The sequence below is a fragment of the Campylobacter concisus genome (genome assembly GCF_003048375.1).
Lineage (GTDB): Bacteria > Campylobacterota > Campylobacteria > Campylobacterales > Campylobacteraceae > Campylobacter_A > Campylobacter_A concisus_T.
The window spans coordinates 983,496-999,857 of record NZ_CP021642.1 but is presented as its reverse complement, the minus strand read 5'-3'; the positions used below and the strand labels follow the sequence as shown (position 1 = coordinate 999,857).

At 39.5% G+C, this 16,362-nt stretch carries 9 protein-coding genes; 7 read left to right on the top strand and 2 right to left on the bottom strand.

From position 1 onward, the window contains the following. Window positions 1-5 precede the first annotated feature (5 nt). Window positions 6-2,039 carry an ATP-dependent helicase gene (locus CCS77_RS04970; protein ID WP_107916743.1) on the bottom strand — a complete coding sequence of 678 codons (2,034 nt, stop codon included), beginning with the start codon at window positions 2,037-2,039 and terminating at the stop codon, window positions 6-8. Between the two features lie 65 nt (window positions 2,040-2,104). Between CCS77_RS04970 and pbpC the strand changes: the two genes are divergently transcribed. The 7 genes from pbpC to CCS77_RS04935 all read left to right on the top strand — a co-directional run bounded on the left by pbpC (window position 2,105) and on the right by CCS77_RS04935 (window position 15,672). Then, window positions 2,105-4,273 (top strand): penicillin-binding protein 1C, encoded by a 2,169-nt coding sequence (gene pbpC, locus CCS77_RS04965; RefSeq protein WP_107916742.1) that lies wholly within the window; start codon window positions 2,105-2,107, stop codon window positions 4,271-4,273. A 1-nt stretch (window position 4,274) separates the two neighbouring features. Continuing rightward, a complete protein-coding gene (locus tag CCS77_RS04960) occupies window positions 4,275-9,398 on the top strand; it encodes an alpha-2-macroglobulin family protein (RefSeq protein WP_107916741.1) in 5,124 nt (1,707 codons plus the stop codon). A 121-nt stretch (window positions 9,399-9,519) separates the two neighbouring features. Further along, a complete protein-coding gene (locus CCS77_RS04955) occupies window positions 9,520-12,144 on the top strand; it encodes a valine--tRNA ligase (RefSeq protein WP_107916740.1) in 2,625 nt (874 codons plus the stop codon). Beyond that, window positions 12,144-13,100, top strand: coding sequence for a methionine ABC transporter ATP-binding protein (locus tag CCS77_RS04950; protein ID WP_107916739.1), 957 nt, complete (start codon window positions 12,144-12,146; stop codon window positions 13,098-13,100). The genes CCS77_RS04955 and CCS77_RS04950 overlap by 1 nt, the downstream gene beginning before the upstream one ends. Next, the gene (locus tag CCS77_RS04945) at window positions 13,100-13,774 is read left to right on the top strand and encodes a methionine ABC transporter permease (RefSeq protein WP_021086223.1); all 675 of its coding nucleotides are present in this window, start codon (window positions 13,100-13,102) and stop codon (window positions 13,772-13,774) included. The genes CCS77_RS04950 and CCS77_RS04945 overlap by 1 nt, the downstream gene beginning before the upstream one ends. 258 nt (window positions 13,775-14,032) lie before the next feature. Further along, the gene (locus CCS77_RS04940) at window positions 14,033-14,815 is read left to right on the top strand and encodes a MetQ/NlpA family ABC transporter substrate-binding protein (protein WP_021084583.1); all 783 of its coding nucleotides are present in this window, start codon (window positions 14,033-14,035) and stop codon (window positions 14,813-14,815) included. Between the two features lie 77 nt (window positions 14,816-14,892). Then, window positions 14,893-15,672, top strand: a complete 780-nt coding sequence (locus CCS77_RS04935; protein ID WP_107916738.1) for a MetQ/NlpA family ABC transporter substrate-binding protein — start codon at window positions 14,893-14,895, stop codon at window positions 15,670-15,672. Between the two features lie 23 nt (window positions 15,673-15,695). Here the strand turns inward: CCS77_RS04935 and CCS77_RS04930 are convergent, their stop codons facing one another. Continuing rightward, window positions 15,696-16,289 (bottom strand): hypothetical protein, encoded by a 594-nt coding sequence (locus CCS77_RS04930; RefSeq protein ID WP_152025743.1) that lies wholly within the window; start codon window positions 16,287-16,289, stop codon window positions 15,696-15,698. Window positions 16,290-16,362 lie beyond the last annotated feature (73 nt).

Below are 16,362 nucleotides of genomic sequence, written 5' to 3'. Positions count from 1 at the left end.
ACTCTCTAAGCTTCCTCTTTTGCCATGCCAGCCTCTATCAAAAACCTACTTGGTTGGTAGGTCACCTTCTTTATCTTGTCGTATTTTGCATAGCTAAGATATAGCTCGTCTTTTGCCCTTGTGACCGCGACGTAAAAGAGCCGCCTCTCCTCTTCTAGGCTGCCGCCCATGCTCATTAGCTTTAAATTTGGAAAGCGATTTTGCGCGAGATCGACGATGAAAACTTGGTCAAACTCAAGCCCCTTGCTCGCATGCACACTGAGCAAGCTAACGCCCTGCCCTTCGCTCATCTCGTTGCTTCCAAGGGCTAAGAAGTTGTAAAATTTACTGATATCTTGATATTTTTTAGCTAGCTCGCTTAGCACCACGCTCTTTGCCATTATGCGCTCTTTGACCTCTTCTTTAAGTGCTAGATCGACGTTGCCATTTTTTAGAGTTGCCCTTTTTGTACTGATGTTTTCGACGATTAACGAGTAAATTTTGCTAGTTTTTATCTCATTTATCATCGTGGCTGGCTTTGAGATATTTCTCATGCCTCTTAAAAAGTTGTAAATTTCATATAAAAACTGCGCCCCACTCTCGCTTAGCTTTTGTAGTTTTAGAACTGGATGACCTAGAAATTTATCGCTAAAGCCAAGCTTAGAAAACCTTGAAACTTCGGCAAATTCATCAAGGTCGTCAAAAAGTCCTAGCTGGTAGTTTCGCCTTTTGTTTGATGAGATATTTACGCTCTCATCTGGCTCAACTATCCCTTTTATCAAATTTCCATGTCCAAGCTTAAGCAGTGCGTCAAAAATTTCTTTGCTAACTGCGCTGCCAACGCCTTTTGCGTATTCGCAGATGTGGATAAATGCCATTATATCTTTTGGATTGACATAAATTCCCATGATGTCGATGAGCGCCTTGATCTCGCGGCTCTCAAAGAAGCTCACCCCACCCTTTCGCTTTGAGCCGATACCTCGCTCTTTTAACGCGACCTCGATGCCGTCTGCTGATGAGTTATTTCTAAAAATTATGGCGATATTTTCTCTATTAAATGGCGAGAGCGAGATGATATCGGCGATATTTTGATACTGATCAAAAAGCTCGTTATAGACAAGTAGTCTTGGAGGCTTGAAATTCCCTTCGCGGCTAACTGTGAGGTGCTTTTCATAAAGCCTTGGGTTGTTGTTTATGACCTTGTTTGCAAGGGCAAGTATACTTGAGCTTGATCGGTAATTTACATTTAAAGCGTAGATATTTGCGTTTGGGAAGCGATCTTTAAATGAGCCAATGATCTCGATATTTGCGCCGTTAAATGCGTAGATGCTCTGGTCAAAATCGCCCACGCAAAAGAGGCTCTTTGTCTTAAATGCGTCTATGAGGCTGCCTTGAAGCGTGTTTGTATCTTGATACTCGTCGATCAAAATTTCATCATAAGCTAAATTTGCCCCATTTTTTAGCTCGTCGCGCATTTTTATGAGAAGATCGTTAAAGTCAGCGTAAGAAAATTTAGCCTTTTCAGCCTCAAACTCCTCTAAAACATCTTCATAAATTTCAGCATAAACGCCCTGCTCTTCGCTCTTCTCACTTATCCATTTGCCAAAAGTGGTGCCTTGTTCGCTGTTTTGAAAGAGCGAGTAAAGGTCGTATAGATAGGCTCCGCCGTAAGGTTTGACGTCGCTTAAATGGTAAAATTTACGCCTTTCAACAAGACTTTTTAAAAGCGTCTTTAGCTCGCTTGGCTGCTTTAGCGTGACGCCTTTATCAAGGCTTTTTAAAAGCGAAAATGAGACCGAGTGGAAGGTGCCTGCGGTGATTTTGGAGGTGATTTGCTTGTCAAAATACCTATTTAAGCGCTCTATCATCTCGCTGGCTGCTTTGTTAGTAAATGTTAGAAGCAAAATTTTCTCAGGCGAAATGCCTAAATTTAGTAAATGAGCGATGCGAGCGACAATCGTGCTAGTCTTGCCAGTGCCAGCTGAAGCGATGATGAGATTGTGTCCAAATGGCGCAGTTGCGGCGGTGTATTGTTCTTTGTTTAACCTAGATAAGGGCATTGTTTCCTCTTTTTTAAAAAGGCCTAATTATAGCTACTTAAACTTTAACAGCTATAATCACGCGGATGAAAAAGTTTAAATTTATAAAATTTCTTGCCCTATTTTTGGCTTTAGTGGTTGCTATTTTTTTGATACTTGATCAAATTTATCCACTAAATTTAGATGCGCTTAAAAAAGACGAAGCCAAAATTTTGCTTGATAAAAATGGTGAGATCATAAATATGAAGCTTAGTAGCGATGGAATTTGGAGATTTCATGAGAAAAGCTTCCCAAACTCGCTAAAACAATGCGTCATTCTCTTTGAAGATAGATACTTTTACTACCATTTTGGCGTAAATTTTGCCTCCATTTTTAGGGCATTTTTCCACAACCTAAGAAGCGACAACCGCATAGGCGCTAGCACTATCACGATGCAAGTAGCTAGGATGCTTGAGCCAAGTGATAGGAGCTATAAAAATAAGATAAGAGAAATTTTTAGAGCATTTCAGCTAGAAATTCACTTTAGCAAGGATGAAATTTTAAATTTATACCTAAATTTAGCCCCGTATGGTGGTAATATCGAGGGTGCAAAGGCGGCTAGCTTTTTTTACTTTGGCAAGGAGCTAAATGAGCTTAGCTACGCTCAGGCCGCACTTTTAAGCACAATACCTAAAAATCCAAATAGAAATAGGCTTGACCGCGTCTCAAACATAAATGCGCTAAAAAACAGGGTCATAAAAATGCTTTACAAGGCAAATTTAATCGATCTTAGTGCCTTTAAAAGAGCGCAAGCCGAGCCATTTAAAAATGTAAGGATAAGAGCTGTCGTAAATGCTAGCGACTACGCAAATGTCGCTTTTAAAAACCAAATTTCAAAGGCGAGTTTGGATCTAAATTTGCAAAAAGATATACTTAAAATTTTAAAAGACGCGATGTTTTCGCTAAAGGCTAAAAACGCAAACAACGCAGCAGCGGTAGTCATCGATAATAAAAAAATGAGCGTTGCTGCCTTCATAGGCTCGCATGATGAGCGCGCACGCGACGGCAAAAACTCAGCCCTAAATATGAAGCGAAATACCGGCAGCACGCTAAAGCCTTTTATCTACTCGCTTGCGCTTGATAGCGGGCTTATCACGCCAAGTTCACAGCTGATAGACACGCAAATTTATCTAAATGAATATGTGCCAAAGAACTTTAGTAACGACTTTTTGGGGCTTGTAAGCGCAAAGGACGCTCTAAATTTTAGCCTTAATATCCCAGTTATAAATTTAGACTTAAAGCTAAAAGACAACTCGCTTTATGAGCTGCTTGAAAAGGTAAATTTAGTTGATGAAAACAAGGAATTTTACGGCTCTTCGATAGTTTTAGGCAGCGCTGAGATGAGCCTGATTGATCTTGCGCATCTTTATACGATATACGCAAATGGCGGGGTTTATAGGCCGCTTGAGTTTGCGGGCAAAAGCTACAAAAATGAAGACAAAAACATAACCCTCATCTCGCCTCAAAGCGCATATCTAACCGCTAAAATGATGAGTGAAGCTTCAAGATCATATCTAAAAAATGCTTGGCAATATGCGCAAAACACGCCAAAAATAGCCTTTAAAACTGGCACAAGTGCAAACTCACGCGATCTTTACGCCATTGGAGTTGATGAGGACTACACAATAGCCGTCTGGGTGGGCAACTTTAACGCCGAAAAAACTGACAAACTAACTGGGCTAAATGACGTTTCAAAGATCGTTTTTGATATGTTTAAGATCACGGCGCAAAGGCAAAATTTAGAGTTTATGAGCGAGCCAGAGGGCATCGAAAAAGTGCCAACCTGCCTTGATGCTTTTAGTTACGAGACGTGCAAAAAAACGGCGCTTGATGATAGGATAGTTGGAGTTAAACTGCAAGATAAATGCGAGAGTTTAAGAGGCGAGGAGCTTGAGTTTTTGATAAAAAATGGCTTTTTAGACAAAGACGAGGTCAAAAATAGTCCTTGCGCTGAAGTCTTTAAAGACAAAAAGCCAGTCTTTGCCTATCCGTATGACGGCGAAGAGATCGTGACAGATGAAAATGTAACACAAATTATGCTAAAATGCTACGCGTTTTTAGGTGATGAAATTTACTTAAAAGTGGATGATTTGAACTTTTCTAAGATAGAAAACGCGAGCGAAAAAAGGCTAGATCTAACTCTTGGCGAGCACACTTTAAAATGCCTTGATCAAAACTCAAATCAAAGTGAAATAACAATAAAACTAAGGAGATAAAATGCAGCAAAAAGCGCTACTTCTAGCACTTTTAGGAGCGGTAAATTTATATGCTTTAAGTCTAAATGGCAATGTCGAGGTAAAGTCACCTTTAAGCGTAGAATTTGGACTAGAAGATGATGTTAGCAAAAATCTCATAGGCACGCTAAGCGAGAAAAAGCTCATCTCATGTGAGCCAGCGCTAAGTGGCACGGTGAAATTTAACGCTCAAAGTCTTACGCTTTTTACAAAAGATATGCACGCAGGTGTAGAGTATAGCTGTAAGCTAGAAAATGGCAGCAGCGCTAGCTTTGAGACGAGAGAATTTGCGCTTGAGAAGATAGAAAAGCTCTCTGATAGCAAATTTATCCTTAAATTTAATGACGAAGTTAGTGATGAGCTTGTAAAAAAAATAGCCGTAAAAGGTGCAAGCTTTAATGCCTTGCAGCTCTCTCAAAACAGCTTTGAGCTTGATCTTGATAAAAATATAAGCGAGCCTACTTTTGATCTTGGAGAAAATTTTGAGAGTAAATTTGGCGCTAAGCTTGCAGGCGATGGCGTGGTGAAATTTAGTGAGCAAGCAAGCGATGAGAGCGTAAATATAAATGCTGAGGCAAATAGCTTTGAGATAGCTAAAATCTATCCAACTAGCCTTGATAACGGCATTTTGGCCTTTAGAATTTATCTAAAAGAGTGGCTAAGCGATGATAATAATCTAAAGAAATTTATAAAGATAAAAGGCGTAAAAAGCTTTAGCATAAGCGACGTAGCATATAAAAATGATGATGAAAATAGCGCGCCAAATTCTGAGCTTGAGGGGTATGATTATTACATCGATATCACAAGCGATGAGTTTAAACCGCAAAATAGCTATGAGATCACGATAAAACCGGGCTTTGGAGATGACAGAAATGTCGTAAGAGAGGCTAAAACCTACGAGGTGGTCGCTAGCAACTTCACTCCATTTGCAAATTTTACAAACGAAGAGCCATACATCTCAAGCGTGGGCGAGATCGGCATTAGAAGTGCAAATTTACCTGAGCTAAATGTAAGTGTTGAAAAGCTAAGCGATCAAAATTTTAGATACTTTTTAAATTTCAACGACAATAGCGAAGATCTAAGCAATTTTAGCTCAAAAGTAGCAAGCAAAAGCTACAAGCTAGAGGGTGCATTAAACGAAATTTCGCTAAACAAGATCAAGCTTGACTTTGCAGGAGCAGGAGACGGCGTTTATAAGATAAGCTTAAACTACGGCAAAGATAAGAGCGTCTCAAAGGTCGTCTATCTAAGCGACATCGCCATAAATGCAAAGCTTGGCAAGGATGAAATTTTCGTCTTTGCAAACCGCCTTGGCGAAAACACAATGCTACCAAACGCAAATGTAAAAATTTATGGCAAAAGAAACGAAGAGATCGCAGTTGGCGCGACAAATGACGTTGGCGTCTTTAAATTTAACAAAAAAGATATCTACAAAGAGATCTCATCGATCGTCGTCTCACTTGGCAAGGAGCAAAATTTCCTCATCATAAAAGATGGCGAAGCGCTAAATGAGGCAAAGCTCATCAGCCAAAATCCAAGCGAGAGCATCGATGCTTACACGCATTTTGCCTCAAATATCATAAGACCAAATGAGAGCTTAAAAGGAGCTATCTATCTAAGAGATAGGGACTTTAACCCGCTTAAAAATATGCCAGTTAAGATCAAATTTATCGATCCGCAAGGCAAAAGTAGCGCCCAGATCACGCAAAATACAAATGATGTTGGCATGATAAATTTCGAAAAAGAAATTTTAAGCGATCTAAGCGGTAGATTTAACATGCAGATAATCTACGCTAGCAAGGTGATAGCAAGCGTGCCATTTTATGTCGAGAGCTTCGTGCCAAACAAGATAAAAAATGACATAGCCATAGATGCGGATAAATTCTTTTCAAATGAGCTAGTAAAGGTAAATTTGACAAGCAGCTATCTCTTTGGCGGAGCAGCTAGCGACCTAGCTGGCAGTATGCAGGTTAGCTTCTTTGATGATGAGTATAAAAATAGCGAATTTAAAGAGTATAAATTTAAAAATGACACCCTAAAAGCGGCTGCTTATCCAAGCATAGAAAATGATCTAACTCTTTCAAAAGATGGCAAATCAAGCCAAATGATAGATCTTAGCTTTAACACTAAAAACGCGCCTTCAATAATAAAAGGCGTCATAAATTTCAACGTAAATGACGATGGCAAAAACGTAAGTGACGCAAAAAGCTTTACGCTCTATCCTTACAAAGATATGGTTGGCATCGCTGCTAGCACGGCATTTGCTGATCCAAACGAAGATGTAAAGATAAGAACAGTCGTTGTTGATATGCCAAGCCAAAAGGCAGTGAAGTCAAATTTGAAATTTGATGTAAAACGTGTCACATGGCAGTATCAAAGGGACGCAAATGGCTATATAAAATGGATCCAAACGCTTGAAGATGTGGATAGTTTTTATAAAAATAGTGGCGAGTTTAGCTATAAATTTACGCAAAGTGGCTCATACGTCATCACTGCTACAAATTTAGTAAGTGGCGCGAGCACGAGCCTAGACATCGACGTAAGCGGCTATAACTACTCAACTCTAGCGCCTACAAAAGAGCTTAGCAAGTCTCAGATAAAGCTAAACAAAAGCGTCTATAAAAAAGGCGACGAGCTAAGCGCAGACATAAGCTCAGCGATAAAAGAAGGCATCGCACTTGTCACGCTTGAAGATGCAGGTGTCAAAGCTTATAAAGTCGTCAAGATCAAAAACAACTCAGCAAACGTTAAATTTAAACTTGACTTTGACTTTAACGGCCTTTATGTGAGCGCAAATATCTACCGCATGACTGACGCTGGGCTAACTCCGTTTAGAACCTACGGCAAGGTCTATGCAAACGGCGATAAATCTTCAAGAAAGATAGAGCTTAGCCTAGAAGCGCCAAAAAGCGCAAAGAGCGATGAAAATATCAAAATTTCACTAAAAACCAAGCCAAAAGCTTATGTAGATTTATTTATCACAGATGTTGGCATTCTTGATATCACATCGCAAAAACCAGCCGATCCGCTTAAGTTTTTTGACAAAATTTTACCTGATGGCGTCTTTGACTACGACATCTATAATATGCTCACAAACTACAAGGTCGAGGGCAAAACGTTAAGCTTTGGCGGTGATGCCGCGGCGATGGCAGTGGCTGCAAAAATGGCAAAACATGCAAGCCCAGTTGATAGCAAAAATGTAAAAACTTATGCAAATTTAGTGAGCCTTCAAGCGGACGACAAAGGCGAAATTTCATACGAGTTTAAAACGCCAAATGGCTTTAATGGCGCCATTAGAGTAGATGCTGTGGCAAATGACGCAACTGCAATGAACGCCGTAAGTAGCGAGATAAAAGTAAAAGATGATGTGATCATTAAGCCAAGCGCTTTGATTTATCTTTTAAAAGGCGATGAATTAAGCGCAAACTTAAGGCTTATAAATACGACAAATGCCGACAAAAACCTTACTATAAATGTAGCATCAAGCAAAAATTTAAACATCAAAACGCAAGAAAATGCCAACCTAAAGCCGTTTGAAAACAAGGCGTTTGTGCTTAAAATTTCAGCCCTTGAAACAGGTGCTGGCGAATACAATGTCACAATAAGCGATAAAAATGGCTCAAAAACGCTTCAAAATTTACTAGACGTCGTTAGCCCTTATACGATCAGTACCTACGCAAAGAGCAGCGTCTTTGACAAAGAGAGTAAAATTTCACTACCAAAAGGCTATCACGATGTGAGCGTTGATGCCTCAAGCTCGGTCTCAAGCGTGCTTTTAGCAGCTTCAAAGAATTTAGTCCAGTATCCTTACGGATGCGCTGAGCAAAGGAGCTCAAGACTGCTTGCGCTTTTAAATTTAAAACCAAAAGATGAGCTTGAAAAAAGCGATCAAAAGAGATTTATCGCAAGCGGCATAGATGAGCTAGTCAAGATGCAAAAACCAGACGGCAGCTTTGGCTACTGGAGCGATCTAGGTGAGACAAATGCATTTGCAAGTATCTTTGCAACTGATGTTTTACTTGACCTTAGTGAGGCTGGATACGAGGTAAGTAAAGGCGTCAAACAAAATGCGCTAAACTCTCTTTTAAAATACGCAAACAACGACTTTGAGGCACTTTACGCACTTTATGTAAGCTCACGTGCAAATATGGCCGATAGATCAATCTTAAATAAAATTTATGACGACAAAGCCTACAATAAAACAGCACTAAGTAAATACCTAATGGCAGCAGCCCTAAAGCTAAACGGCCTAAATGACGAGGCAAAAGTCGCGCTAAAAGATATCAAAAATGCTAAAACAAGCGAAGAAAATCCATCTGATTTTAGCTCAAAAGTAAGAGACAACGCATTTATCTTATATCTGCACGCAAAATACTTTGAGAAAAACGACTACTCAGACGACCTTGCAAATTTTTTGATAGTAAATTTAAATGAGCTAAGCTCAACGCAGGAGCGTGCATTTGTGCTTAGAGCGCTAAATGCCTACTTTGGCAAAGATAGTGGCGAGAAAAATAACAAATTTAAGCTTAGCTACAACGGCGAAAATAAAGAATTTGATGGCCTTTTAAGCACCTCATTTACTACAAAAAATGGCGAATTTAGCATCACTCCACTAGGCTCAAATAAGCTTTATGCGACTATCTTAAGCTACGCTTACTTGCCACTTGAGATCAAACATAAAATCGAGCCAAAAGAGCTTGACATCTACCGCGTTTTTGTCGATGAAAAAGGCAAAGAGCTAGGTCTTGACAGCCTAAAAGTAAATGACGTCATCTACTCAAAAGTGGTGATAAACTCAAAAACAATGGTTAAAAATGGCGTTATTAATGAGATCGTAAGCAGTTGCTTTGAGCCGATAAATGAAAATTTAAGCAACTTTAGCAAGAGCTTAAAAAACAGCTTGCAAGTTGAGTATAAAAGCATAAAAGATGACCGCGTGCTAAGCTTTTACACGCTAAGTAACGACGAAAAAGACGCCGTGCTTTACACACCTTACCGCGTAAGACTTGGCGGTAAATGTTCGCTTGGTGCAGTCACAACTGAAAATATGTATAACGAAAGACAAAACGACTACGACTTAGCCGTGAGAAGCTTTAACGTAAAATAGCCATATAAATTTCGGGGCGTTTAACCGCCCCAAGCCCATATTTCCCCACTTTTGCAAAGATTTTTTTAAACAAATTTTAGATAACATTAAGCATTTTTTAAACGAAACTGAGGAGACAAAAGTGGCAGAATTTTACAATGCAAAAGAGATAGAAGATAAATTTTATAAAATTTGGGAAGAACGCGGATACTTCGAGATAGACGCAAACAAAGATATCCAAAAAGATGGACGTAAATTTTGCATTATGATGCCACCTCCAAACGTGACTGGCTCGCTTCACATCGGACACGCCCTAACCTTCACACTTCAAGATATCATGACTCGCTACAAGAGGATGGACGGCTACAAGACACTTTGGCAGCCAGGACTTGACCACGCTGGCATCGCTACTCAAAACGTCGTTGAAAAGCAGCTTCTAGCACAAGGTATCAAAAAAGAAGAGCTTGGACGTGAGAAATTTGTAGAAAAAGTGTGGGAGTGGAAAGAAAAAAGCGGCGGCATGATCGTCCATCAGATGCGAAAACTTGGCATCACTCCGGCTTGGTCACGCCAGAGATTTACTATGGATGAGGGCTTAAGAAAAGCTGTGAAAAAAGCCTTTGTAAATTTATACGACAAAGGGCTAATAGTCCAGAAAAATTACATGATAAACTGGTGTACGCATGATGGCGCACTCTCTGACATAGAGGTCGAGCACAAAGAAAACAAAGGCAAGCTTTATCATTTGAGATACTACTTTGCAGACAAGCCAAGCGAATTTGTTGTTGTTGCGACTACTCGTCCTGAAACATATTTCGGCGATACGGCCGTAATGGTAAATCCAAACGACGAGCGCTATAAAAATTTAATCGGCAAAAAAGTGGTACTACCTATCATAAATAGAGAGATCGAGATCATTGCAGACGAGCACGTTGATATGGAGTTTGGAACAGGCCTTGTTAAGGTCACACCTGCGCACGATCAAAACGACTACGAGGTCGGCAAAAAACACAACCTTGAATTTATTACCGTGTTTGACGAAAAAGGCATCTTAAACGACAAGTGCGATAAATTTGCAGGACTTGAGAGGCTTGAGGCTAGAGATATCGTCGTGGCCGAGCTTGAAAAACTTGGCAATGTTGAAAAGATAGAAGATTACGAAAATCAAGTAGGTTACTGCTACCGCTGCAAAAACGTCGTCGAGCCATACATCTCAAAGCAGTGGTTTGTCAAAAAAGAGATCGCGGACGAAGCGATACAAAAGGTCTCAGAGGGTCTTGCTAAATTTTACCCGCCGCACTGGATAAACAGCTTTAACGCGTGGATGAGAGAGCTAAGAGACTGGTGTATCTCACGCCAGCTTTGGTGGGGACATCAAATTCCAGTATTTTACTGCGATGATTGCGGTCATATGTGGGCTGACGAGGACGAGCCATGCGAGTGCAAAAAGTGCAAAAGTAAAAACATCCACCAAGACCCAGACGTGCTAGATACGTGGTTTAGCTCTGGTCTTTGGCCATTTAGCACACTTGGCTGGGGTAATGAAAATGAACTAAAAAATGAAAAATGGTTTGAAGGCGACTTGGCTGAGTTTTATCCAAATAACCTTCTTATAACTGGCTTTGATATATTATTTTTCTGGGTTGCTAGGATGATGTTTCAGGGTGAAAACGCCCTTGGCAAGCTGCCATTTGACGACATCTACCTGCACGCGCTTGTAAAAGATGAGTTTGGCAGAAAGATGAGCAAAAGCCTTGGCAATGTCATCGACCCACTTGATAGCATAAATGAGTATAGCGCCGATATCTTGCGCTTTACACTAACGCTTCTAGCCGTTCAAGGACGCGATATCAAGCTAAGCGACGCTAAGATGAAACAGGTAAGAAATTTCACCAACAAGCTTTATAACGCGAGCAAATACCTCATGCTAAATGAGAGCAAATTTGCAAATTTAGAGGATATCAAGCTTCAAACAAAGCTTGGAATTTATATGAATAGCCGCTTTAACGAGTGCGTGAGAGAGGTGCGCGAAAACATCGACGCCTACCGCTTCAATGACGCTGCAAACACACTTTACAAATTCCTTTGGGATGAGTTTTGTGACTGGGGCATCGAGCTTAGCAAGGCTGACAAAGCGAGCGTAAAAGAGCTTGGAAGTATATTTAAAGAGGCGATGAAACTGCTAAATCCTTTCATGCCGTTTCTCTCAGAGTATCTATTTCAAGAGCTTAGTGGCACACAGCTTGAAAATGCAAAATCAATAATGGTTATGAGCTATCCAGAGATAAAAGAGCGAAATTTAGAGGTTGAGAAGAAATTTGAGCTAGTTATCGAAGCGATCGTGGCTATTCGCCGTGCAAAAGCGACTATCGATCTTGGCAACTCAAAGATAGCAAAAGCCTTTGTTAAATTTAACGAAAAAATAGATCTTGACGAGGTTAAAGAGTATATTAAACTGCTTGCAAAATGCGAAGAGATCGGCTTTGTAGATGAAAAAATCGAAAATTCAATAAGAGATGTGAGCGAAAATTTAGAGGCATTTATCCCGCTTGAAGGGCTTGATATGAGCGGTATCATCACAAGGCTAAGCTCTCAAAAGACAAAGCTTGAAAAAGAGATAGCCAAACTCTCAGGCATGCTAAATAACCAAAATTTCGTGGCAAACGCACCAAAAGAGGTCATAGAGACGAACAAAGAGGCATTAGAGAGCGCTGAGGCTAAATTTAAAAAAGTATGCGAAGAGTTAGAAGCTCTTGGAGAAAAATAGTGATAAAAATAGAAAATTTAACCAAATTTTACGGTGATACGCAGATCCTTTTTGATGTAAATTTAGAGGTTAAAAAGGGTGAAATTTTTGCTATCGTGGGACACAGCGGTGCTGGTAAATCAACGCTTTTAAGGTGCATAAACGGACTTGAAAGCTATCAAGGTGGCAGCCTAAAAGTCTTTAATCAAGAGATAAAAAATTTAGACGAGACGCAACAGAGACATTTAAGGCGAGATGTTGGGATGATATTTCAGCATTTTGCCTTGATGGCTAGAAAAAATGTCTTTGAAAACGTCGCTACTCCGCTTAAATTTTGGGGTTACAAAAGCGATGAAACCGAGAAAAGAGTGAGAGAGCTTTTAAATTTAGTCGGCCTTGAAAGCAAGGCAAAAAGCTATCCAAGCGAGCTAAGTGGCGGTCAAAAACAGCGTGTCGCGATCGCTAGAGCGCTTGCTTTAAATCCTAAAATTTTACTAAGCGACGAGGCGACTTCAGCTCTTGATCCAAACACGACAAATCAAATTTTAGAGCTGCTTGAAAAGATAAACAAAGAGCTAGACATCAGCGTCGTTATCGTCACGCATGAGATGGAGGTTGTAAAATCAATCGCAAAACGCGCGATACTGCTAGAAGGCGGCAAGATCATAGGCTCTGGAAGCATCGAAGAGCTATTTTTAAAGCCAGATGAGAAGATGAAAGAGTTTCTGGGTGAAGTTGAAATTTTGCCAAGCACTGGCACAAATATCAGGCTATTTTTCCCAAAAGAAGTGGCTCAAAACAGCGTGATCACGCACATGGCAAGAAGCCTAAATATCGACTTTAACATAGTCTGGGGCAAGCTTGAGAAGTTAAACGACAACGTCCTCGGCTCGCTTGTCATAAACATAGACGAAAAAGATAAAGAAAACGTGCTTAACTATATCAAGCAAAGTGGCGTTTTGTGGGAGGTTGCTTGATGTTTGGTATTGATTTTTCTAAATTTCCAGATGTTTTTTCTAGGATACTTTTGCCAGCTATCGGCGAGACGCTATATATGAGCATAGTCTCTACCTTGCTCGCCTTTGCCATAGGCCTCATACCTGCGGTTTTACTCATCCTTTCAGACAAAGACGGACTAAAGCCAAACAAACAGCTTTATTTTGTACTAGATATCGTTATAAACGTGCTTAGAAGCTTTCCATTTATCATTCTCATCATCGTGCTCTTTCCAGTTACAAAAATGATCGTAGGCACAAGCATCGGCACCACAGCTGCGATCGTTCCACTAACTATTGGCGCGGCTCCGTTTGTGGCAAGGCTCATTGAAAATGCTCTAAAAGAGGTTGATAAGGGCATCATCGAAGCTGCTCAAAGCTTTGGAAGCTCGAAATTTCAGATCATCTTTCGCGTGATGTTTGTAGAGGCTCTTCCTGGCATCATCTCGGCATTTACGCTAACGCTTATCGTAAATATCGGCTTTTCAGCGATGGCTGGTGCAGTTGGCGGTGGCGGACTAGGATCAGTCGCTATAAACTACGGATATCAGAGATTTCGCCCAGATATCATGCTCTACACCGTGGTTATTCTTATCATTATGGTTCAAATTTTTCAAGTTTTAGGCAACTATCTCTATAAAATTTCAAAAAAATAAGGCCACATTTTTTATCTGATTTTAAGCTTTTTTCCTTAAAATTGCAAAATTAATTTTAGCTGAAAGGACAAAAGATGAAATCAGATATGTGCCAGATGTGCCGCCTACTAAAAAATGCGTCGTCGAAAGACTAATCTCTAAGCACAGAATTTCTTTTTAAGTGCTTAGAAAAAGCTTAAGTGCTTAAAAAGAAATTTAACCTTTTAGCTTAAATTTATCCTTTTTTGGTGCTTGGCAAATTTTAAAAAAGGATAATAAATGAAAAAACTACTTCTTACCTCTTTAGTTGCCCTAGGCCTTAGCGTTAGCGCAAATGCTGCTGACAAATCAAAAACAATAATCGTCGGTGCTACACCTATCCCACATGCTGAAATTTTAGAGGTTGTAAAGCCTATTTTGGCAAAAGATGGCTACACACTTGAGATCAAAGAATTTAACGATTACACCACGCCAAACCTTGCGACAGAGGACGGCGACCTTGATGCAAACTTCTTTCAACACATCCCATATCTTGAAGAATTTAACAAAAACAAAGGCACTCACCTTGTAAAAACAGTTGGCGTGCACCTCGAGCCAATGGGCGTTTATTCTAAAAAGATCAAAGATATCAAAGAGCTAAAAGATGGCGCAGTTGTCTCTATCCCAAACGACCCAACAAACGAGAGCCGCGCACTTGACATCATAGCAAGTACCGGACTTATCAAGCTAAACAACAATCCACTAAAAACCCCGCTTGATATAGTTGATAACCCTAAGAAGCTTAAATTTGAAGAGATCGAGACTGCTCAAGTGCCAAGAACGCTTGATGACGTTACTATCGCAGTTATCAATACAAACTACGCGCTAAATGCAAATCTCAATCCAACAAAAGACGCACTTGTGATCGAGAGCAAAGATAGCCCATACGTAAATTACGTAGTTGTAAAAGCTGGCAACGAGAACAGCCCTAAAACTAAAGCACTTGATAAAGCGATCAACTCACCAGAAGTTAAGAAATTTATCGAGACAAAATATAACGGCGCTATCATCCCAGCGTTTTAATTAAATTTATAAAAAGTGACGTAAAAGCTTTTACCTTTTTAGCGTCGCTTCAAATCAAATCAAAAAAAGGAAAAACAATGAAATTTATCAAACTTTTAACCGCATCTATAGTTGCTCTAAGCCTTCACGCAGCCGACAAGGACCATACTATCACTGTTGGCGTCTCACCAGTGCCACACGCTGAAATTTTAGAATTTGTAAAACCAAAGCTAAAAGATAAGGGCTACGACCTTGTTATATCTGAAATTTCAGACTATTCGATACCAAATGTCGCCACAGAAGATGGCAGCTTAGACGCAAATTTCTTTCAGCATTTGCCATATCTTGAGGAGCAAAACAAGGCTAGAGGCTTGCATCTTGTAAGCGTTGCAAACGTCCATGTAGAGCCACTTGGCTTTTACTCTAAAAAGATAAAAAACATAAAAGATCTAAAAGATGGCTCAAAAGTGGCGATCGCTTATGATCCGTCAAATGGCAACAGAGCACTTAGAATTTTAGAAAAAGCTGGTCTTATAGAGATCGATAAAAACGTAAAAGTTGCAACTGTAAATGACATAACTAAAAATCCTAAGAATTTACAATTTGTCGAGCTAGAAGGCGCTCAGATACCAAGGACGCTTGATGATGTCGATATCGCTGCTATTAGCACAAATTTCGTCCTTGACCTTGGCATGAGCGTGGCAAAAGACGCACTTTTACTTGAAGATGCCAACAGCCCTTACGCCAACATCATCGTCACAAGAGCTGGCAACGAGAACAATCCTAAGATCAAAGCTTTAGTCGATGCGGTTCTTAGCCCTGATACTAAAAATTTCATCATCACTCGCTACAAAGGCGAGGTCATACCTGCATTTTAAAACGGGGCGAGCTTTCGCCCTATCTATCTTTTTTGAGTTAAATTTTTATTTGCTTTGTCATACAAAAATATCATTAAAATCAATAAAAATGGATATATAAGAACATCAAATTTAAAGCCTCTATAAACAAACATTTCAATGAAATCAGAGAAAAATTTGGCACAAATTGGTATATGAAATAAAATAAAATTTATGCTTCTAATAGCAAAAGCAAAAAATAATATTGGCGTTATCAATAAAAAATATAAAAAATATTCTTTTGCATATATGTATATAAATATCAAAAAGCAGCCTGAAAGAATTATCATAAGATGTGGTGTTAAGTCTATTTTTAAGATATTGATATCTTTTAGAATGCTGTTTTTATCTATGAAAATATAAAGAATAAACAATGGTAATGATATCTCAATGATCAAATAGGCCAAGTTATATACAAAATAATCAAATTTGTTTGTGATACTAATGTTAAGACAACAAAATAAACAAAGTAAAGCGATTAGAAATTTAAGCTTACTAAAATTTATTAAGTTTTTTAAAACCGCGCTACACCTAATAGCAACAAATCCAAGTTCTTTGCTTTGTATCTCTGTAAATAGCCAAAATAAAATAGTTTTCACAACCAAACAATCCTCTCTATTTTTTACTTATATTTGGCTATTATACACTTCAAAGAGAGCTACATCTTTGTAT